Source organism: Mesorhizobium sp. P2_D5, from assembly GCF_056404355.1.
Genome location: NZ_JBFUEE010000008.1, coordinates 22,514 through 41,427 on the forward strand (window position 1 = coordinate 22,514; position 18,914 = coordinate 41,427).

Genomic DNA, 18,914 nt, shown 5'->3' on the forward strand with positions numbered 1-18,914 from the left:
CTCAAAACTTGCCGGAAACGTCGAAGAACACAGCGTCGCCCTTCATGCGGTTTTCGACCTCGACCTCATGGGCCCACCTCAAGGTGAAATCGACCTCGGTTTTCTCTCCGAACTTGGCCTTGTATTTGACCAGCGGCCCGAGCGCGATCGAGCGGCCCCTGAATCCATCGTGGGTGTCGGCGAACGCGCCCCGATCGTCTTCGATTTGGTCCAGGAAGCCCGCGATCGCCCCCACGGAAAGGTTCTCCGTTACGGCCTTTGTGACCGAAAGATCGAGGTGGGCCATCGCACCGCTGTAGTAATCGGTGTCCGGGTTCGTGGTGTTGATGTCCACGCCTAATTTGGCGGAAAGGTCCAGCCCGTGTTGCGGGATGAGATAGGTGAATCCGATCGCCGGCGTGAACGTCCAGTAGTTGAGGCCGATGAAGGCAAGGTCCCCTTCCTTCCATTCGCCGGTCGGTGCGGTGATCGTCAGGGATGCCGACAGCCAGGTGTTCATGGCATCGTTGTGCCACCCAAACACGAGCGGCGCGAAAGCGATGTCGCCGAGCCCGGTGACATGCTGATCCGCCCCCAGCGGGCCGACCGCGGCAGTGGCCCCGGTCCAGCCCAGGGGGACGGCAAGCTGGACGGCGTAGGTCCAGTTTCCTGGCAAGTGCAACTCGGGCACGTAAACCCCTGCCAGAATCGCGGCATAGATATCGCCGGTGAGACCCACCGCGACCGAGCCTTTGCCGAATGGAACCTGGCCATCTGCTTCGCCATGGTAGTAGATGTTGGACATTGCCCAATAGCCGGCGCCCGGCGTGGGCGGCACAATACCCGCACCGGGACTCGCGAAGGCGCCGGGGATATAGCGTCCGGCAACGGCCTCGGTGGCATTTGCTTGCCCTGTGGGAGCGAATGCCACAAGAACAGCTGTCGCGGTAAATAGCCAGGCAGATGATCTTGATTCAGTCATCGTCTCCCTCTCTGTACCAAGGTCTCATTGGTCGCTAAAAACTGACCAACGAAACGCCGACCTCCATGTTGTAGTCGTAGGGCCGGTCGTTGCCGATGCCGATACCTGGCCTGATGTAGCCATTGATGGCGCCGCCGTTTGCCAGTTTGCCCAGATTGAAGCCCAAGGCAACCTCCCAGGACATGGGTGCTGTCTTGGCTTCGAAATCGTAACTTGCGGTCAAGTCGGACGTGAGCCACCAGCGTTTGGCGTGAGGTTTGTCGACGACGTAGAGATCGAAATCGCCGCGATTGACATTGGCTCGGTCACTGTGACCGGCGAATGAAAAATTTTGGATGTAGGCGGGGGCGATGATGACCTCCGGACTGGCAAAATAGGCCCAGGTCAGCCCGGGCGCGGCGACCCATTTGCCGGTGCCAAGTACATCCTCGGAGGCGGTCGGCGCATAAATCTCGGTGCTGAGGATAAACGCCTGCCGCCTGCTCAAATAGGGAATCCAGCTGAGCTTAGCCGCAATGTCGCCGAGGCCGAATTCGTCGTCGCCGGTCAGATTGGTTGCATCGAGCGGCACGGTCAGACGAACGGAAGCCTTTCCGTCGAAAAAAGGCTCGGTGTAACGGACGTTCGAAATATCGTAGTATTCGTCCCCCGGCAGGAATCGATACTCGTTCGAGAACGACAGGGTCCTTGTCAGCACGGAAGGTTCGTCCCCGAAGTATCCTTGGCCTCCTGGGCCTCGGCGCCACTGACAAGGGGTAGCGCAACAGCAAAGGCTATGGCGAGGGCACTGGACGTTGAGCCGGACGTTGGAACTGCTGCTTCAAGCCCCTGAGGGCGGAAGGTGCCAGTCAGCGGGAATGCACCTACGCCAGGGCGAACGCGTCCCATGAACATCCCTGGTCACGACCCTCTGCTGCGCGCCCGAAGCTTTCGGCGCGTCACACAATTGAATCGGAATGCCGGAAAGCGAAGTACGTTACAGTTACAAAGGCCGGACACGCTCACGTGCCGCCGGGTGTCACTGGCACATGCGGATAATGTCGGTCTCCAGATCGGTGCAAAGCTCTTCGTATTCAGCAATCGCGGCGCGGTTCGCGTTTCCTCTTTCCTTTCTCAAGCGCTCAAGGGCCGTGCTGGCATCCTCGTAGGCGCCGCACAGGCCGAGCAGATCGGAATTCGTCGCGCTGAGGATTTGAAGCGTGCCGCGCAAGGCCGGCATCTTCAACATGAGCCTTAGCAAGCCCCGACGGTCGTGGGCGGTTTCGGAAGGCATGGCCATATGTTTCAAACCGAATGAATGACCTCGTGCGGAAGCATTCCAGCAAGCATCGTCACAGTGAGGGGAGGCGCGCCAGCACTTTACTGTTACAGCCGGGTTCTATCCGGGGCCTGCAAGCGTCACCGCCTTGGCGTTCGACGGCGCGATTTGGCTGCTACCAAGGGACCGGCATAAGCTCCAGCGGCGCCCCCATCGGTTCTATCGGTGGGCTGTTACCGTTTCGTATCGGTATGTGCGGCAGCCAAGTCTTGTGCCTGCAAGGCCCGCTCCTATTCTGACTGCCTGACGCGCTCGGTCAATCGAATGGGGCCTCTCCGAGGCCTGCATCGCCTGATCAACCAGCGCATCCAACCGCAGTCATCGACTTCGCAGGCTGAAGTCCGTGCCGGCGCGACGCACCAAACCGCTGGAGTTCGCGATGCCCTGTCCAGGATCTATTGTGCAAGAACAGTCGGCGTGCACGTCTAAGTCGTGGTTCGATAGATGAGTCCGGCCATGGACAGACGCAAGGTGCTCGCCGGCATGCTGGCCACCAGCCTGCCGCTTTCCAGCGTCGTGTCCGCGCGTGCTCAAGCTGCGCCTCTCGCTTCGTGGCATGAGGGGCCCGCCAAAGCTTCGATCATGGACTTCGTTGCAAAGGTCACGACGCCGGACGGCCAGGAATTCGTCATGGCCAACGAGCGTATCGCTGTTTTCGACAATGACGGAACGCTCTGGTGCGAACAGCCGATCTACTCGCAACTCGCCTTCGCATTGGACCAGGTGAAGCAGCTCGCCCCAACCCATCCGGAGTGGCAGACGCAGGAACCGTTCAAATCTGTCCTGTCAAACGACGTGTCAGGTCTGGTTCGCTCGGGCGAGCAGGGAATATTCAAGATCCTGGCTGTGACGCACGCCGGCATGACAACCGACGAATTCAACAGCGCGGTCATCAACTGGACCAGGACGGCGCGTCATCCCCGCTACCATCGTCCCTATACCGAACTTGTTTACCAGCCGATGTTGGAATTGCTGGAGTTCTTACGGCAGAACGACTTCAAGATATTTGTGGTGTCGGGCGGCGGTATCGATTTCATGCGCCCCTGGATGGAAGCTGTCTATGGCATCCCGCCGGAGAGGATCGTCGGGTCGTCGGGAGCAACCAAATACGTGGTGGGTGCCGACGGCAAGCCGGCCTTGATCAAGGAAGCCAAGATCGATTTCGTCGACGACGGACCGGGCAAACCTGTCGGCATCAACAAGTTCATAGGCCGCCGACCCATCTTTGCGTTCGGTAATTCCGACGGCGATCTGGAGATGTTGCAATGGACCGCCGCTGGAAGCGGCGCGCGGTTCATGGGGATCGTGCATCATACCGACGCCGATCGTGAATATGCGTACGATCGCAAATCCTCAGTCGGAAAGCTCGACAAAGCTTGGGACGAAGCGATGAAGGAACGCTGGACCGTCGTGGACATGAAGCAGGACTGGAAATTGGTGTTCCCGTCCTGAAAGGCACGGGCCGCGTTGAGGACAATTTCAAAAAGGCGGGTAAAGGCTTTAGTACAAAGATCGGAGCCCTTCGCTTTCGTACTGCGCGGCTATGATGGCGTAGACAAACCAACCGATCGAGCCAGATCGAACATCGCGCACTCACCAACCTGCCGGGCTTCACGGTGCTTGTGGGCAAGCGGCGCAAAACATTCGTTGTCCAGCGAGGTTTCGGTTGCGGTCCAACCGCATTGGCCTGAAATTTGGCGAAGGGCAGGGGTCCAAGGGAAGCATTTCCTGTTCTGAGCGTTTACCACAATAGAGTTTGCCATTGCCGTCGAAGGCGCAGATCCGCTGCGAGCCTCCAACACGTGGCGCTTTCCTCGGTGACCACAGGCTTGCGGCGGCAAGCCAAGGAAGAAAATGTGCGCTCAAGCTTTCATCAACCGAATTGCGACGGCCGTCCCTGACCACAGCGTTCACAGGTTCTTCCTGCAGTTTGCTGGCTCTCAGTTGACGGCAAACCCCCGTCGCCGCGCGATTTTCAATCGCATGGCAGACAAGGGCGGGATCGAGCATCGCTATTCGTGCTTTGCGCCTGCCGAAGATCCCGAGGGTCCGAGTGTGGACATGGCGGGCGTTTTCAAGCGGGGTGCATTTCCAGGAACAGCGACACGCATGGAAATGTTTGCCGCCGCTGCGCCGGTTCTGGCCCAGCAAGCCGTGGAGCGGCTCCTCCAGGATAAGGACAGGACGACCGTCACGCATTTGATCGTGACAACGTGCACCGGTTTCTCCGCCCCCGGTATCGATCTGGAGATAATTGCCCGATGCAATTTGCCGACCACCGTTGAGCGCACGATCATAGGCTTCATGGGATGCTACGCGGCAATCAACGCGCTCAAGCTGGCACGGCACATCATCCGGTCCGAACCCGAGGCTCACGTCGTAATCGTCTGTATTGAACTGTGTACGCTCCATCTCAGGGAGACCAGCGATCTCGAAAAACTGCTGTCCTTCTGCCTCTGGGGTGATGGTTGCGCGGCCGCGTCGGTGACTGCCCGCCCATTCGGGATCGGCCTGGATAGTTTTCACGCGATCGTCGCCGCTGACAGCCGCGACCTGATGACCTGGGGCATTCGCGACGACGGTTTCGACATGGTTTTGTCGGGACAAGTCCCTGGCGCAATTCAAGGTGTGCTCGCTGAAGGTATCGGCAGCATTCTGGGAGCCAGCAGCGTCGGCAGCGTTGATCTTTGGGCTGTCCACCCAGGGGGGCGCTCGATACTCGATGCCGTGGAGCGCGCGCTGAATCTCCATCCCTGTGCTTTGTCGATGTCGCGCGAGGTCCTTCGCGAAAACGGAAACATGTCTTCAGCCACGGTCATGTTCGTGCTTGAGCGAATGCTGCGCGGGTTCACGGAAGACCGCGTGGGTTGTGCCATGGCATTCGGACCCGGCCTGACGGCGGAGACGATGATGTTCCATACGGCCGGCAATGCCTGAGTTGGCCAAAGATCTCGACCGCCGTCGGATCGAGCCGGAACTGCTCGATATCCTCCCCCCCGACGATCCAAGGGCAATCGGCTCCCGGCGGGACCTCGTTTGGATAAACGCGCTGATGTTTCAGAGCGCGATCATGGCCGGTCTCTTCAAGGCGAACGTGCGCAGAACGCCTACCAGGATTCTGGAACTCGGCTCCGGCGACGGGGCATTCATGCTCTCGGTTGCAAGACGTTTGGCCAGGAGATGGGCCGACGTGGATCTCGTCATGCTTGACCAGGTCAACCTCATCTCAGACAAACGGCGCGCGGACTTCACCGCACTCGGCTGGCGAGTTGAAACCGTCACCGATGACGTCTTTGACTGGATCGCAAAGCCCGGCGCCGGCGCGTACGACGTTGTCTCGGCCAATCTGTTCCTCCACCATTTTTCCGACGCGGACTTGAAGGTTCTGTTTGCAGCGCTCCGTTCACGGGCACCGGTGTTCCTCGCCACCGAGCCAAGCCGAAACGCCACTGCCTTGAGAATGTGCTCGCTCCTACGCATCATCGGCGCAAACGAGGTGACCATGCACGATGCAGCAGCGAGCGTCCGCGCGGGGTTCGCGGGCAATGAACTTTCCAGTCTGTGGCCATCGGGTTCCAGCCAGCAGTGTGAAGAACGCAGGATTGGCCCGTTTACCCACGCTTTCAGCGTCATCCCCAAGGAAGCGCTCCCGCGATGTACGATGCCATTGTCATAGGTGCCGGGCCAAGTGGCGCGTCGGTGGCCTTGGCTTTGTGCGGCCAGGGGCGCGCGGTTGCCATCATCGAACGAAGCGAATTCCCGCGCCGAAAAGTCTGCGGCGAGTTCATGTCGGCAGTCAATCTGGAGCTGTTGGACCGTTTGGGGGCGGGCGCTGCGATTCGCGCCAAGGCAGGCCCGGAAGTCAGGCGAGTAGCATTGTTTGCGTCGGGCCCGGGCATAGACGCGGGCATGCCCCGGGCGGCGGGAGACGCTTTTGGGCGTGCACTTGGGCGCGACGTCCTTGATGGCATCCTCTTGGACGCCGCCCGCAATGCCGGAGCCGATGTTTTTCAGCCTTGCCGTGCGGTGACGATCATCAGCGATGGGGAGAACGCCGCAGTCCGGATCAGCGGCAAAGACGATCAGAGGGTTCTCGCTGCGCCAGTCGTGATAGCCGCCCATGGTTCTTGGGAGCAGGGAAAGCTTCCAACCAACCTCCCAAAAAGCTGTGCGCCTCACGATCTGTTTGGCTTCAAGGCTCACTTCAAAGGAGCTTCGCTCGCCCGAGACCTCATGCCTCTCCTGGTGTTTCCGGGCGGCTATGGCGGCATGGTGTGGACGGATCAGAACAGGATGTCGCTGTCCTGCTGCATACGCCGCGACGTATTGGCCAGGTTGCGTGAGAAAAGTGGTGCCTTGTCGGCGGGCCAAGCCGTTCACGCGCACATCGTGGCATCCTGTCCTGGTACGGTTTCCGCGATCGGGGGCGCAACACTCGATGGCGAATGGCTGGCCGCCGGGCCTATACGCCCTGGCATTCGTCCGCGTTTTGCCGACGACATATTTCGGGTCGGCAACATTGCCGGCGAGTCCCATCCCATCATCGCCGAAGGCATCTCCATGGCCTTGCAGTCCGGCTGGCTGTTGGCCACCGAATTGGCCAGGTTCGACCGATGGGATCGCGAGGCGCGCGTTGCCGCCGGCAGCCGCTACTCAAAGGCCTGGAACAGACAATTCGCAACTCGCATTCGCACCGCCACCGTGTTGGCACGCATTGCAGCCCTCCCTCAATCCGCTGCGGCGATGAGGGCTTTCGTCAGTTGGTTTCCCGAAAGTCTGGCGATCGGAGCCAGACTGTCTGGCAAGACGAAAGCGCTGCCAGTTCCACGGTGATCGCTCCACTCCGGCTAACAATGGCATGCTTTTGATCGGCCTTCAGCCCTGTCGCCAAGCGCTGCGGCATCGATCAGAAGACGGTTGCGAAGTGGAGGAACCGGACAACGTTCGAGCTGTCATGCAATTGCCGGGTTCGGTAGCGTGCGAAGTCGAAAACATGGTTGCTTGAGGAAATACTCCAGGGAGCTCCGCGACTAATTTCGGCCAGCAATCCGGAGCCTGCTGGAGGAGCAAAGACGATGACGACCTGGCAGCGTGGCCGGGAAGCGCGCGACGCCCGTATCCAAGCCGGCGCGAGGCTGGCAAAGGGCAAGGTCGTCGATGTGCGCGACGCCACCAAACTGATGGAAGCGGTGGTCCGCCCTGGCGATCGCGTCTGCCTCGAGGGTGACAACCAGAAGCAGGCCGATCTGCTCTGCGCCGCCCTCCTTGCTGTCGATCCAGCCAAGGTGCGTGACCTGCACATGGTGCAGTCCGGCGTCGTGCTGCCGGAGCATCTCGACCTATTCGACCGCGGCGTGGCGAAGAAGCTCGACTATGCCTATTCCGGCCCGCAGTCGGCGCGCATTGCGAAGATGCTGTTCGGCGGCAAGATCGAGCTCGGTGCGGTCCACACTTATCTCGAGCTATTCGCGCGCTATTTCATCGACCTCACGCCGAACGTCGCGCTGATCGCTGCAGTCAGCGCCGATCGTGACGGCAACCTCTACACCGGGCCTAACACCGAAGATACGCCGACCGTCGTGGAGGCCACAGCCTTCAAGAACGGCGTCGTTATCGCCCAAGTGAACGAGATCGTCGACAAGATTCCGCGCGTCGACATACCGGGGGACCGGGTGCATTTCGTTGTCGAGGCCGACAAGCCATTCTTCGTCGAACCGCTGTTCACGCGCGATCCCGCTGCTATCACCGAGTCGCAGATCCTGACCGGCATGCTGGCGATCAAGGGCATCTACGCGCCCTATGGCGTCAAGCGATTGAACCACGGGATCGGCTTCAACACCGCTGCGATCGAACTCCTCTTGCCGACCTATGGCGAGAAACTCGGACTGAAGGGCAAGGTGGCGAGCCATTTCGCGCTAAACCCTCACCCTGCGTTGATCCCGGCCATCGAATCCGGCTGGGTCGAGCAGATCCACTGCTTCGGTTCCGAGGTCGGGATGGATGAGTACATCCGCGCCCGATCCGACGTCTTCTTTACCGGGTCCGACGGTTCGCTGCGTTCTAACCGGGCCTTCTGCCAGACGGCCGGCCTTTATGCCTGTGACATGTTCATAGGCTCGACGCTGCAGATCGATCTTCAGGGCAATTCCTCCACGGTCACCACGTCGCGCATCGCCGGCTTTGGCGGGGCGCCGAACATGGGCTCTGATGCGCGCGGGCGGCGACATCCGAGCGAGCCCTGGCTGCAGGCTGGCAGGGAAGCCGATCCCGAGGGGTCAACGCTGCTGCGCCGTGGCCGCAAGCTGGTCGTGCAGATCGGCGAGACCTTCGGCGAAAAGAACGTGCCGCTGTTTGTAGAGAGGCTCGATGCTCTGGAACTCGCCGAAAGGCTGAATCTCGAGCTGGCGCCGGTGATGATCTACGGCGACGACGTAACGCACATCGTCACCGAGGAAGGCATCGCCAATCTGCTGCTCTGTCGTGATGCCAGGGAGCGCGAGCAGGCGATCCGCGGGGTGGCGGGATACACCGACGTCGGCCGTGGCCGCGACGCTAAGATGGTCCAGCACCTCCGCGAGCGCGGTGCCATCCGTCGTCCTGAAGATATCGGTATCAATCCGCTCGACGCCGACCGGAGCATGCTGGCGGCGCGTTCCATCAAGGATCTTGTCCATTGGTCGGGTGGGCTCTACGCGCCGCCCTCAAGATTCCGCAACTGGTGAGAAGGACAGCCGCGATGGAGGACCTGAACTTCCGCCACGCCACCCGCCAGCGCGCGGCCGGCACAAGGAAACTGGCCGTCATCGGCGTTGTTGCGTCCGGCAATCTCGAAGTTCTGGCCGAACGAGTGCTCCCCGACTCCGAATGCCTGGTGGAGATCAGGACTGCTGCGGCGGGTTTCGGCGAAGTGTGGGATGCCGTGATCGCAGACTTCGTCAAAGGCTATTCGCCTGGCGGGCTCCGGTTCTCCATCAATGACGGCGGAGCGCGTCCCGACACCGTGTCCCTCAGGCTGGCGCAAGCGGCCCGGCTGATGGAGGAGGACGACCAATGAGCGCCTCTCACACACAGAGAACCACGTCTTCGGTGGAACTGGATCGCACCGCAAGCTGGTACGAGTCCTCGGCGCGGACACGGGTCCGGCTGCTGCTCGATCCCGGAAGCGTTGTCGAGTTCATCGGACCGGAGAAGCGCGAGGTCAGTCCGCATCTCAAGCTCTTCGATCTTCCCGAGCAGTTCGACGATGGCATCGTTGTGGGACTCGGCAGGCTCGACGGTTCGCCGGTGTTTGTCGCAGCACAGGAGGGCCGTTTCATGGGCGGCGCTTTCGGGGAAGTTCACGGAGCGAAGCTGACCGGCCTGTTGCGCGCCGCGCGCGATATTGGGTCTGTTCCGGTGCTGATCCTGTTCGATACGGGTGGCGTGCGCCTGCAGGAGGCCAATGCAGGCGAGCTTGCCATTGCCGAAATCATGCGCGCAGTGATCGAAGCGCGAACTGCAGGTGTGAAAGTGATCGGGCTGATCGGCGGCCGGGCCGGATGCTATGGCGGCGGCGGTTTGATCGCTGGCTGCTGTTCGGCGTTGGCGGTCTCCGAGCAGGGTCGCATTTCGGTGTCCGGTCCCGAGGTGATCGAGACCAATCGCGGTGTCGAGGAGTTCGACTCCCGTGACCGTGCGCTGGTCTGGCGGACCATGGGCGGCAAGCATCGCCGGCTCCTCGGCGGCGCCGAAGTTTTCGTCGATGATACTGTCCAGGACTTTCGCGACGCCGCGCTGGAGTTGCTCAGTTCAATCCGTGCCTTCGGCATCGACACTTTGAAGGCCGAGCAATCCCGCCTTGAAGATCGGTTGCAGCGCTTCGGCGCCTGTCCGGATGCGGTCGATATCTGGACGGCAGAGGGTATTCCTGACGCCGTTTCCATTCCTGCGCTGCCCGCGGACCAATTCATTGCTCTCGCTGACAAAGTCCGGAGGTCCAGCCGTGACGCTCGATGACATTCTCGCCTCGCTGTTTCCCGACGGCCACGACGTGAAAAACAGCGGCGGAGTTCTGTCTGGTTCGGGCGCACTGCGATCGGGTGGCCGGGCGCTCGTCATCGGCGTCGCGGACCGGACCGCGCTCGGCGTGGACGAGGCCATCCGCCTTTCGAACTACGTCCTGGCGTCGGTTGAAAGCGGAAACGCCCCGATCCTCGTCCTGGCGGACAGTGACAGCCAGCGCATGAGCAAGCGGGACGAGCTTTTGGGTTTGAACGAGTTCCTAGCTCATCTCGCCAAGTCCCTCATCTATGCGGATATGCACGGGCGACCCGCCATCGGTCTTCTCTACGGCCACTCCGCAGCCGGCGCCCTTCTCGCCACGGCGCTGGCCACCCGCGTGCTGGTAGGGCTGCCGTCCGCCGATCCGGCGGTGATGGATCTGCCATCCATGGCCAGGGTGACGAAGTTGTCGATCGAGGTTTTGCAGGAAAAGGCGAAGTCCACGCCGGTGTTTGCTCCGGGCTTGCGAAATCTTGCTCAGACAGGCGCGGTTCATCTCACCTGGGACGAGGCCACCCCGCTGGCTGAGCAGCTGGACACACTTCTGGCGGACATGCCGGATGCGCGCGACCGCCGAGATGTGGTCGGCTTGGAGCGCGGCGGTCGGCCGAAGGCATACGCCATCGCGGAGCGCGTCCGTGAACTCGCACTTCAAGCTCTGTGAACTGCCGATGCGGCGTCACGATCTGATATTCGTCGGGCCGGCGGCGTGGCATTCGCTGTTGCTAACACGCAGCGATGGCGCCGCGAACGCGCTCGTCTCATGTTGGGTCGATAGAGGCTGGCCGCTCATTAGACGACGTGCCATGCCGGGTGAGGGGCATGGCGTGCCTTTGGGCCTTGCGCTGCCGTACTTCGCCGGAAAGAAGCGATTTTCGTTTCTCATGCGGCACGAGGATATCCTGTCGACGTCTCCGCCGCCCTCGCTGCGGTCCGCCGGCCCGTCGGCGCCACGCGCCTGGCGACCCACGCTCGCCAAGCTTGAGGATATCGCCTCACGGCATGGCGTGGAAGCCAGGGTGTTCGGCAGCCTTGCCTTGGCTGTCGTCACAGGATTGGACTATCTGACCGACCGCTCCGATCTCGACCTCCTGCTGCAGGTCAATCGCGACACGGATCTTAGCCGCCTGACCGCCGATCTGGCGCGGATCGAGGCGGCCGCGCCGATGCGGCTGGATGGTGAGCTGATCCGCCATGACGGCGTGGCCGCGAACTGGCGGGAGCTTCACGCCGGCCCGCGCGAGGTTCTGGTCAAGACCGTCAGTGATGTGGCGTTGCTCGACGCCCAGCTTTTTCTTTCTGAAGGGATGCCATCGTGACCGTCGCCCTTGCTTTCGGCACGGAGCGGCCGCTTGCGTCAAAGGTGCTGGTACCACGTTTTCCGGATGCCGGGGCCATCGCCACGAGCGCGGTGCGTTGCCTTCTCGACGAGCTGGAGACGTGGCCCAAGCCGGGCCTTGTAAGCCACATCGATTCCGGCAGCCATGAAGACATGGATGCCGGCACATTTCGCGCCAGCGCCGCGGCCATCGGGCCGTACTTCCAGGCTTTGGCGGAAGCCGGCGCCGCTGGCTGCGCGATGGGCGCGTTGAGGGAAATCGGCCTCGATGCCGAGGCAGCCATGCTTGCGGCGACGATGGGGGTCAACACGCATCGCGGCGCCATATTCGGATTGGGCCTGCTATGCGCGGCCGCCGGCGCCAGGATCGGCGGACAGGTGGATCCCACGCTGTCGTTGGGAACTGTGGTCCTGCGGCTGTGGGCCCGCGGCATACTCGAAGGACCGATGGTTCCGCAGAGCCATGGTCAGTTGGCCCGTCGCCGCTTCGGCGCTGGTGGTGCGCGGATCGAGGCTGCCCTCGGATTCCCCAGCATTTATCATGTCGGCCTGCCCACCCTGCGAAAGAGCGTCCTTGAGGCTCCCGACGACGCCGAAGCCCAACGCATCGAAACATGTTTCGCGCTCATTGCGGTTGTCGAGGACACCACTCTGCTGCACCGCGGCGGCCTCTCCGGTCTCGGCTTTGCGCGTCGAGCCGCGCGCCGCTTTCTCGACCAGGGCGGCGTCGGCGCACCCGGCTGGCGAGGCCGCGCCCATTTTGTGCATAGGAGCTTCGTTGCCCGTCGGCTCAGTCCCGGGGGCTCAGCGGACCTCCTTGCCATGACCTTGTTCGTCGACGCGCAGGAAAGGATGCTTGCCTGATGGCCAATACAATCCTGCTGGCGCTCGCCCCGGTCTTTTTCGTGATGGCCCTCGGCTATGGAGCCGGAAGATTCGGCATCGTCGAAAACCATCATGTCGACGGCTTCAACACGCTCGTCATGAGCTTCGCGCTGCCGGCATCGCTGTTCGCGGCGACCGCGTCGGCCCCGCGTGGCGAGCTGCTTGTCCAGGCGCCGCTCTTCGCCATTTTCGGCGGGGTCATGCTGCTCATCTATTTCGCCTGGTACTCCATCGCGCGGCTTTTTCTGGCGACGGGCAAGGTGGGCGCTTCGGTGCAGGCTCTGACCGTTGCCTTCCCAAACCTTGGCGGTGTCGGACTTCCGATTGCATCCTCGCTGCTCGGAGCGACGGGGCCGGTCTCGGTCGCCGTTGCCATGGCCGCGGGTTCGATCCTGGTCACTCCGATCACACTTGTTGTCGCCGAAATGGGCAGCCTGAAGGAGGACGGCGCCGTCAAGACGCCAGGCGCTCAGATGTTCGACGCGCTGAGGCGCGCACTGACAAAACCCATTGTTGTCGGCCCCGCGCTTGGAATCCTGCTCTCGCTATGCAGCGTGACGCTCAATCCTGTCATCGAAGCCTGTCTGATGGTGATAGGGCAGGCCGCAGCCGGCGTAGCGCTGTTCCTGACCGGCTTGGTCTTGTCGGCTCAATCGTTCGAGTTCAACTGGAAGATCGTGGGCGCGACCGCATTGGCCGACATCGTTCGACCTCTCCTGATGGTCGCGATCGTGCTCCTGCTACCGGTTCCCTTTGAGATCGCCAGGACGGCGATCCTGTTCGCTGCCCTGCCGGCAGGGTTCTTCGGCATCTTTTTCGCCGTGAGCTATCGGCTCGACTCTTCGACGGTCGGCTCCATGGTCATTGGCAGCACCATCGTGAGCATCGTGACGATGGCGATCGCCATCGCCATTATGTTTCCATAGCGGCGATGGTCCTTGCAATTCTCTGCTCCGGACAGGGGCGGCAGCATCCGGACATGTTCGCCCTGACCGCCGATGCGCCGCAAGCTGCCGGTTTATTTGCCCATGCCGCAACGTTGCTCGGCGACAGGGATCCGCGCGAGATCGTGCGGACCGGATCGGGCGACGCCCTGCACCGCAACCGCATTGGGCAAATCCTCTGCTCGCTGCAGGCGCTGGCAGCCGCGGCGGCGCTGCGGGACACGCTGCCCGACCGGCCGACCGTCGCCGGCTATAGCGTCGGCGAAGTGGCGGCTTGGGGTGTTGCAGGTCTGTTCAGCGCGACCGATACGCTGGACCTCGTCGCGCGTCGGGCGGAAGCCATGGATGCTGCTTCCCCCGGTGGAGACGGGCTGCTTTTCGTCCGTGGCCTTTCCCGCAAATCCATCGAGAGACTATGCGAACGGCACAATGCCGCAATCGCTATCGTCAATCCGGGTAACGCCTTCGTCCTCGGCGGGAGCCGCGCGACTTTGGAAGCCCTTGCCGACGAAGCGAAGGCGGACGCAGCCAGGGTTGTCGGGTTACCTGTGGAGGTTGCTTCCCATACGAGGCGACTCGCCGGGGCGTCTGCCGCGTTTCGCGCGAGCCTGTGCCATGTTCGCCTGATGCGCTCTCCGACTTACGGCGCGCGTGTCTTGAGCGGAGTCGACGGCTCTCCTGTCATCGACACCAAGGCAGGTTTCGACAAGCTGGCGGCGCAAATATCGCAAACGGTGCAATGGGCCGATTGCCTGCAGGGTTGCGTCGAAGGCGGCGCAACGGCCTTCCTCGAACTCGGGCCCGGGCGGGCGCTGAGCGAAATGGCAGTCGGCGCGTATCGCGACATCCCAGCACGAAGCCTGGAAGACTTCAGAACTCTTCAGGGCGCCCACGCTTGGCTTAAAGATCACTCAAGCAAGTGAATATCGAGACGTCGGTGTGCCATGGCGCAGCTATTTTGACGGTGCTGGGCGGCTACCTCGCCATCAACTTGCAGGGACCACAAAAGCATACGCTCGCTCTCGAACCGGGGTGCGCAGCGGTTTTGGGACGATGCGTCGATTGGATCCGTTCAACGCGACGCGCTTTAGGTCGGCACGATGGGAGACTTCCCCTTACGCAAGGCCTGCAGAAACTGCGGGTCGGCGCGCAAACTGACGCGGACCAATTCCGGCGGTGTGAGGGCGAGCCACTGATTTAGTGACACATCGGCGAAGTAGGTGCTCTTGAATACCTCCAAATATCGCAGCGTCGTATTGCCTGTGTTCTCGATGTAGTGCCCCATGGCGAAGGGTACGTAGCCGACGTCGTTGGCCTGGAAATCGAATGTTCGGGCCTCGCCCGACGCCGCGAACACGCCCATGCGGGCCTGGCCCTGGATGTAGTACTGCCATTCGTTTGTATTCGGATGCCAATGCAGCTCGCGCATCCCGCCCGGTTCGACCTCGACAAGGGCCGCGGCGATTGCTTTGGAAACAGGAAACACGGCGCTGTCGGTAATTCGCACCGTTCCGTGTTTCATCCTCATCGGAGCCTGTGCCGTCATGCGGTGGCTGAAGCTCTGCGGGACCTCGACCGCGCCCGCGATCTTGTCTGCGCTGAGCGGCCCCGGAACCGGCGCGGGAAACATGTAAAGCTCGCTGGGATCGGGGACGTTCGCAAGACTCGATGCCGGAACGCCGAAATTCTTGGCGAGCACTTCGGGAGGAGTGTGCTTCAGAAAGTCGCTCAGCAGGAAGGTGTTATCCTCGTCGAAGTCGCCGTCATCGAACACCAGCAAGAATTCCGTCCCGTCTGGATCAAGGCCCTGGATCGAATGTGGAATGCCCGGCGGGAAATACCAAAGGTCACCCGCGCCGACGTCGTCGACGAAATTGTGGCCATTGGCATCGACTGCCGTGATGCGTGCTTTCCCGTAGAGGACATAGGCCCACTCGGCGGCCTTGTGCCAATGCAACTCGCGCACGCCGCCGGCATTCAGGCGCATGTTCACGCCGGCAATGTCCTTGGAGACGCCGAGCTCGCGTGCGGTCACCTGTCGGGTCCAGCCGCCGCCAGACAGTCGGATATGGGCATCGTCGAACGAGAAACGCAGGTTCGGCAGGCTGCCCGCATCCGTGCTCGGTGGGATCATCAGGTCCGGATTCTGGGCTATTCGGGAAGGATTCATCGGACCGGGGTTGGTGCCGCCGCGGCCGTTGGCTAGCGGGTCACCGTTTTGCGCCTGGGCCAGTGTCGCCGTCGTGAGCAAGCCGCCAGCAGCTGTCGCAGCCAACATGGTTCGACGGGATATCTTATCGGTGGCTATGCTCATTTTGCTTCATTCCTTGCTGCGGTGGGCTTCTCGACTGCGCGAATTGGTTCGGCCACGGACCGCATGAGTGTCCGCTTGGCACGCACGGCACACGATATTGATCGGGCGCTGACGCGGTCTTTCCTGTTGACGCATGGTATAGCTGAATCGCACGATGATCGTGGCCGTGGCTCATCCGAGCCTGTGTCGTCATACCCATCGTGTCGCCGCCAGAGCTTGGGCGTTGCGTTTTGCCTGCATGCTTTCCGCCGGATCGGATGCTGTAGGCTCGCTCTCAAGCCTGTGGCGCTGACGGGTCGCTCGATCCCCTGGATTGGTTCGCGACGCGCTTGCCGTGACAAAGGTGCAATCAGGCACCGACGACCGCAATTTCGAACAAGCAGAAAGGATTTCGCTGCTTAAGGTGGACCTGGACATCGGTGCGACACGGAGGTCGATCAGCTCGCAAGCGTCGACCAGAAGCTGGGCAAAGATCTTATGCGGCATAGACTATTTCCGCGAACATCGAGCAATTCGCGGCTGGTGGCGCCTCTTGCCAACCTTCTTGCCGCCGGAATATTCGCCGTCGATACTCTTGATCCATTTGCGGGATCTGTCTCGGTCCTCTATGTGGTCGTTGTTTTGCTTGCGTCCACCGCGTTTCGCAGGCGTGGCATCGTCTTGTGTTCGCTCGCCTGTGTTGGGCTCACCGTGCTGAGCTTCTGGCTTGTTCACGGACACGAAGCCAGTGGTGGCGCCCTCAGCCGCTGCGTCATGAGCATCGCGACCATTGTCATTACCGCCCTTCTGGTGCTCAAAAACCAGTCGACCTCGACCGATCTATCCGAAAAGGCCCAACTGCTCGATTTGACGCATGACGCGATTTTCGTTCGCAGCATGGGCGGTCTGATCTCCTATTGGAATCGTGGTGCAGAAGCCATTTACGGCTGGTCGGCCGAACACACGGCGGGAAAGTCCACCCATCAACTCCTGCAGACGGTCTTTCCAGCCAGGCTCGACGAGATCAATCGGGAACTGCTCAGCTCCAACCGCTGGGAAGGTGAGCTCTTGCACACGAAACGCGACGGATCCGTCGTTGTCGTTTCCAGCCGGTGGTCGCTGAAGACGGATGCCGACGGCAGACCGTTGGCGGTTCTCGAAACGAATACGGACATATCAGAGCGCAGGCGAGCCGAAACCGAGGTCCTGAAGGCCCAGGCGGAACTCGCCCATGTGACACGCCTCACCACATTGGGTGAATTGACGGCCTCGATCGCGCACGAGGTCAATCAGCCGCTTGCCGGCATCGTTATGAACGGCGAGGCGTGCCTGCGATGGATGGATCGAGACAAGCCCGATCTGGATGAGGTCCGCAGCGCGGTCAAGCGGAGCATCGCTGACGCCCAACGCGCCAGCGATATTGTCCATCGAATCCGGGCGTTGTCCAAGAAGGGCGACATCCAGATGGCGCTTGTCGACGTGAACGAGATCGTCAACGAATCGCTCACGTTGGTGCATCGTGAGTTCGTTGCAAATCGCATCACCCTGAAACTGAATCTAGCCAACCAGGCGCTGCCCGCACTTGGCGACCGTATCCAGCTTCAACAGCTCCTGATCAATCTTTTGATCAACGCGATTCAGGCAATGGCCTCTGGCAACAGCGACTTGCGCGAAATTCTCGTTACGACTTCGATCGATGAATCGAACCAGGCAAATGTGAGGGTCCAGGATACGGGACCAGGCATCGATCCCGATAGTGCGCGTCAGTTGTTCAAGGCCTTCTTCACCACCAAGGCAGAGGGATTGGGCATGGGACTGTCGATCTGCCGGTCGATCGTCGAGTCACATGGAGGCCGTGTGTGGATCGAGCCCAATCCAGGCGGCGGCGCGATATTCCGATTTTCTCTGCCACGCGTCGAAAAGGATGCCGGCTCATGATCCAACGCCCCGCCTCTTCCTCTCAACCACAAGTCGGCAACGGCGCCATGCCTCCGACTGTTCTGGTCGTGGACGACGATCCGTCGTTGCGTGAAGCTTTAAGCAGCCTCTTCCGATCTGTTGGAACGCGTGTCGAGCTTTTCGGTTCTGCTCCCGAACTGCTGAACAGTCGGCTTCCCGACGGTCCAAGCTGCCTTGTGCTCGATATCCGGCTGCCGGAGGTGAGCGGACTCGAATTTCAAACGCAATTGAGCAAGGCAGGCATTCACTTGCCGATCATCTTCATGACCGGTCACGGCGACATTCCCATGTCCGTGCGAGCCATGAAGGCCGGAGCGGTCGATTTCCTCACCAAGCCCTTCCGAGATCAGGATATTCTGGATGCAGTCGCCGGCGCTCTGGAGCGCGACAGGCAACGGCGAGACAAAGACCGGGCGCTGTCGGAGCTGCAGAGCCTTCTGAGCACCCTGACCCCTCGGGAACGCCAGGTGATGGCATTTGTCGCGACTGGATTGATGAACAAGCAAATCGCTGGCGAGATGCAACTCAGTGAAATCACGGTGAAAATCCACCGCGGTCGCCTGATGAAGAAAATGGGCGCCAGAACTCTGGCCGACCTGGTGAAGATGGCCGGCGCCCTGGGGATAGACGCTCCCGGTAAATAAGCTTGTTACACCTCTGTATAACTTTCGCTTTCGCAAGCGCGGGTGCAATATCTCGCCGAGAAACAGTCGTTGAAGCAGCAATGTTTGGGTCATCGGCAAGCACGGAGGAATAGTGAATTGACCCGCAGCGCGATGATCTCGATCGTCGATGACGATGAGTCCGTTCGACTTGCCACTGCAAGCCTCGTCAGATCGTTGGGTTTCATCGCATTTGCATTCGAATCGGCCGAGGAGTTCCTGATGTCATCTAATCTGGAAACTACGTCGTGCCTGATCTGCGATATCCAGATGCCCGGAATGACAGGAATAGAACTGCAGGATCATTTGATCGAACATGGCTATCACATACCGACAATTTTGATCACCGCCTATCCAGAGGAGCGTGTCCGCAAACGCGCTCGGGAAACGGGCGCCATCGGCTTCTTCGGCAAGCCGTTGGACAGCCAGGCCATGATCAACTGTATCGATTCTGCGCTTCATGACGCGCGTTAGCAGCACCTGATGCACCTTCGCGCTTCAGGCGAACAACGC

General features: G+C 61.2%; 19 protein-coding genes. 15 read left to right on the forward strand and 4 right to left on the reverse strand.

Features of this window, described 5'->3' with window-relative positions:
* Position 1: 1 nt before the first annotated feature.
* The 3 genes from AC1DYW_RS27855 to AC1DYW_RS27865 all read right to left on the reverse strand — a co-directional run bounded on the left by AC1DYW_RS27855 (position 2) and on the right by AC1DYW_RS27865 (position 2,240).
* On the reverse strand, positions 2-961 hold the full coding sequence (locus AC1DYW_RS27855) for a SphA family protein (RefSeq protein WP_477228343.1): 960 nt from the start codon (positions 959-961) through the stop codon (positions 2-4).
* A gap of 34 nt (positions 962-995) precedes the next feature.
* Complete coding sequence (locus tag AC1DYW_RS27860; RefSeq protein ID WP_477228344.1) at positions 996-1,658, reverse strand: hypothetical protein; 663 nt, start codon at positions 1,656-1,658, stop codon at positions 996-998.
* 321 nt (positions 1,659-1,979) lie between these two features.
* Positions 1,980-2,240, reverse strand: coding sequence for a hypothetical protein (locus tag AC1DYW_RS27865; protein ID WP_095089145.1), 261 nt, complete (start codon positions 2,238-2,240; stop codon positions 1,980-1,982).
* Between the two features lie 522 nt (positions 2,241-2,762).
* On the opposite strand from AC1DYW_RS27865, the gene AC1DYW_RS27870 reads away from it, so the two are divergent.
* The 12 genes from AC1DYW_RS27870 (at position 2,763) to AC1DYW_RS27925 (ending at position 14,410) form a co-directional block, all read left to right on the forward strand.
* Positions 2,763-3,731, forward strand: a complete 969-nt coding sequence (locus AC1DYW_RS27870; RefSeq protein ID WP_457155160.1) for an HAD family hydrolase — start codon at positions 2,763-2,765, stop codon at positions 3,729-3,731.
* Between the two features lie 402 nt (positions 3,732-4,133).
* Entirely contained in the window at positions 4,134-5,216 is a 1,083-nt protein-coding gene (locus AC1DYW_RS27875) for a type III polyketide synthase (protein ID WP_477228345.1), read from the forward strand.
* Between the two features lies 1 nt (position 5,217).
* A complete protein-coding gene (locus AC1DYW_RS27880; RefSeq protein WP_477228346.1) occupies positions 5,218-5,955 on the forward strand; it encodes a methyltransferase domain-containing protein in 738 nt (245 codons plus the stop codon).
* On the forward strand, positions 5,934-7,112 hold the full coding sequence (locus tag AC1DYW_RS27885; protein ID WP_457155122.1) for an NAD(P)/FAD-dependent oxidoreductase: 1,179 nt from the start codon (positions 5,934-5,936) through the stop codon (positions 7,110-7,112). The genes AC1DYW_RS27880 and AC1DYW_RS27885 overlap by 22 nt, the downstream gene beginning before the upstream one ends.
* Before the next feature lie 242 nt (positions 7,113-7,354).
* On the forward strand, positions 7,355-9,001 hold the full coding sequence (gene mdcA / locus AC1DYW_RS27890) for a malonate decarboxylase subunit alpha (protein ID WP_477228347.1): 1,647 nt from the start codon (positions 7,355-7,357) through the stop codon (positions 8,999-9,001).
* A 14-nt stretch (positions 9,002-9,015) separates the two neighbouring features.
* On the forward strand, positions 9,016-9,333 hold the full coding sequence (gene mdcC / locus AC1DYW_RS27895) for a malonate decarboxylase acyl carrier protein (protein WP_095089133.1): 318 nt from the start codon (positions 9,016-9,018) through the stop codon (positions 9,331-9,333).
* A complete protein-coding gene (locus tag AC1DYW_RS27900; RefSeq protein ID WP_457152898.1) occupies positions 9,330-10,274 on the forward strand; it encodes a biotin-independent malonate decarboxylase subunit beta in 945 nt (314 codons plus the stop codon). Before mdcC ends, AC1DYW_RS27900 begins: the two co-directional genes overlap by 4 nt.
* Complete coding sequence (gene mdcE, locus AC1DYW_RS27905; protein ID WP_477228348.1) at positions 10,261-10,983, forward strand: biotin-independent malonate decarboxylase subunit gamma; 723 nt, start codon at positions 10,261-10,263, stop codon at positions 10,981-10,983. The genes AC1DYW_RS27900 and mdcE overlap by 14 nt, the downstream gene beginning before the upstream one ends.
* Positions 10,958-11,638, forward strand: coding sequence for a malonate decarboxylase holo-[acyl-carrier-protein] synthase (gene mdcG, locus AC1DYW_RS27910; protein WP_477228349.1), 681 nt, complete (start codon positions 10,958-10,960; stop codon positions 11,636-11,638). Before mdcE ends, mdcG begins: the two co-directional genes overlap by 26 nt.
* Positions 11,635-12,522, forward strand: a complete 888-nt coding sequence (gene mdcB / locus AC1DYW_RS27915; RefSeq protein ID WP_477228350.1) for a triphosphoribosyl-dephospho-CoA synthase MdcB — start codon at positions 11,635-11,637, stop codon at positions 12,520-12,522. Before mdcG ends, mdcB begins: the two co-directional genes overlap by 4 nt.
* Entirely contained in the window at positions 12,522-13,469 is a 948-nt protein-coding gene (locus AC1DYW_RS27920; RefSeq protein WP_457152902.1) for an AEC family transporter, read from the forward strand. Before mdcB ends, AC1DYW_RS27920 begins: the two co-directional genes overlap by 1 nt.
* A gap of 5 nt (positions 13,470-13,474) precedes the next feature.
* Entirely contained in the window at positions 13,475-14,410 is a 936-nt protein-coding gene (locus AC1DYW_RS27925; protein WP_457152903.1) for a malonate decarboxylase subunit epsilon, read from the forward strand.
* Between the two features lie 164 nt (positions 14,411-14,574).
* Here the strand turns inward: AC1DYW_RS27925 and AC1DYW_RS27930 are convergent, their stop codons facing one another.
* Positions 14,575-15,801 carry an oxalate decarboxylase family bicupin gene (locus tag AC1DYW_RS27930; RefSeq protein WP_457152904.1) on the reverse strand — a complete coding sequence of 409 codons (1,227 nt, stop codon included), beginning with the start codon at positions 15,799-15,801 and terminating at the stop codon, positions 14,575-14,577.
* Between the two features lie 522 nt (positions 15,802-16,323).
* Here AC1DYW_RS27930 and AC1DYW_RS27935 point away from each other — a divergent pair.
* The 3 genes from AC1DYW_RS27935 to AC1DYW_RS27945 all read left to right on the forward strand — a co-directional run bounded on the left by AC1DYW_RS27935 (position 16,324) and on the right by AC1DYW_RS27945 (position 18,875).
* A complete protein-coding gene (locus AC1DYW_RS27935; protein WP_477228351.1) occupies positions 16,324-17,718 on the forward strand; it encodes a sensor histidine kinase in 1,395 nt (464 codons plus the stop codon).
* Positions 17,715-18,383: a response regulator transcription factor gene (locus AC1DYW_RS27940; RefSeq protein WP_477228352.1), complete on the forward strand. Its 669-nt coding sequence runs from the start codon at positions 17,715-17,717 to the stop codon at positions 18,381-18,383. Before AC1DYW_RS27935 ends, AC1DYW_RS27940 begins: the two co-directional genes overlap by 4 nt.
* 117 nt (positions 18,384-18,500) lie before the next feature.
* The gene (locus AC1DYW_RS27945; RefSeq protein ID WP_457155772.1) at positions 18,501-18,875 is read left to right on the forward strand and encodes a response regulator transcription factor; all 375 of its coding nucleotides are present in this window, start codon (positions 18,501-18,503) and stop codon (positions 18,873-18,875) included.
* Positions 18,876-18,914 lie beyond the last annotated feature (39 nt).

What these genes read in the sequence shown, in the direction of transcription:
- AC1DYW_RS27930 (WP_457152904.1), bottom strand. Translation starts at nt 15,801, where the DNA reads ATGAGCATAGCCACCGATAAGATATCCCGTCGAACCATGTTGGCTGCG.
- AC1DYW_RS27885 (WP_457155122.1), top strand. Translation starts at nt 5,934, where the DNA reads ATGTACGATGCCATTGTCATAGGTGCCGGGCCAAGTGGCGCGTCGGTG.
- mdcC (WP_095089133.1), top strand. Translation starts at nt 9,016, where the DNA reads ATGGAGGACCTGAACTTCCGCCACGCCACCCGCCAGCGCGCGGCCGGC.
- AC1DYW_RS27870 (WP_457155160.1), top strand. Translation starts at nt 2,763, where the DNA reads ATGCTGGCCACCAGCCTGCCGCTTTCCAGCGTCGTGTCCGCGCGTGCT.
- mdcA (WP_477228347.1), top strand. Translation starts at nt 7,355, where the DNA reads ATGACGACCTGGCAGCGTGGCCGGGAAGCGCGCGACGCCCGTATCCAA.
- AC1DYW_RS27875 (WP_477228345.1), top strand. Translation starts at nt 4,134, where the DNA reads ATGTGCGCTCAAGCTTTCATCAACCGAATTGCGACGGCCGTCCCTGAC.
- AC1DYW_RS27855 (WP_477228343.1), bottom strand. Translation starts at nt 961, where the DNA reads ATGACTGAATCAAGATCATCTGCCTGGCTATTTACCGCGACAGCTGTT.
- AC1DYW_RS27865 (WP_095089145.1), bottom strand. Translation starts at nt 2,240, where the DNA reads ATGGCCATGCCTTCCGAAACCGCCCACGACCGTCGGGGCTTGCTAAGG.
- AC1DYW_RS27940 (WP_477228352.1), top strand. Translation starts at nt 17,715, where the DNA reads ATGATCCAACGCCCCGCCTCTTCCTCTCAACCACAAGTCGGCAACGGC.
- AC1DYW_RS27900 (WP_457152898.1), top strand. Translation starts at nt 9,330, where the DNA reads ATGAGCGCCTCTCACACACAGAGAACCACGTCTTCGGTGGAACTGGAT.
- AC1DYW_RS27920 (WP_457152902.1), top strand. Translation starts at nt 12,522, where the DNA reads ATGGCCAATACAATCCTGCTGGCGCTCGCCCCGGTCTTTTTCGTGATG.
- AC1DYW_RS27925 (WP_457152903.1), top strand. Translation starts at nt 13,475, where the DNA reads ATGGTCCTTGCAATTCTCTGCTCCGGACAGGGGCGGCAGCATCCGGAC.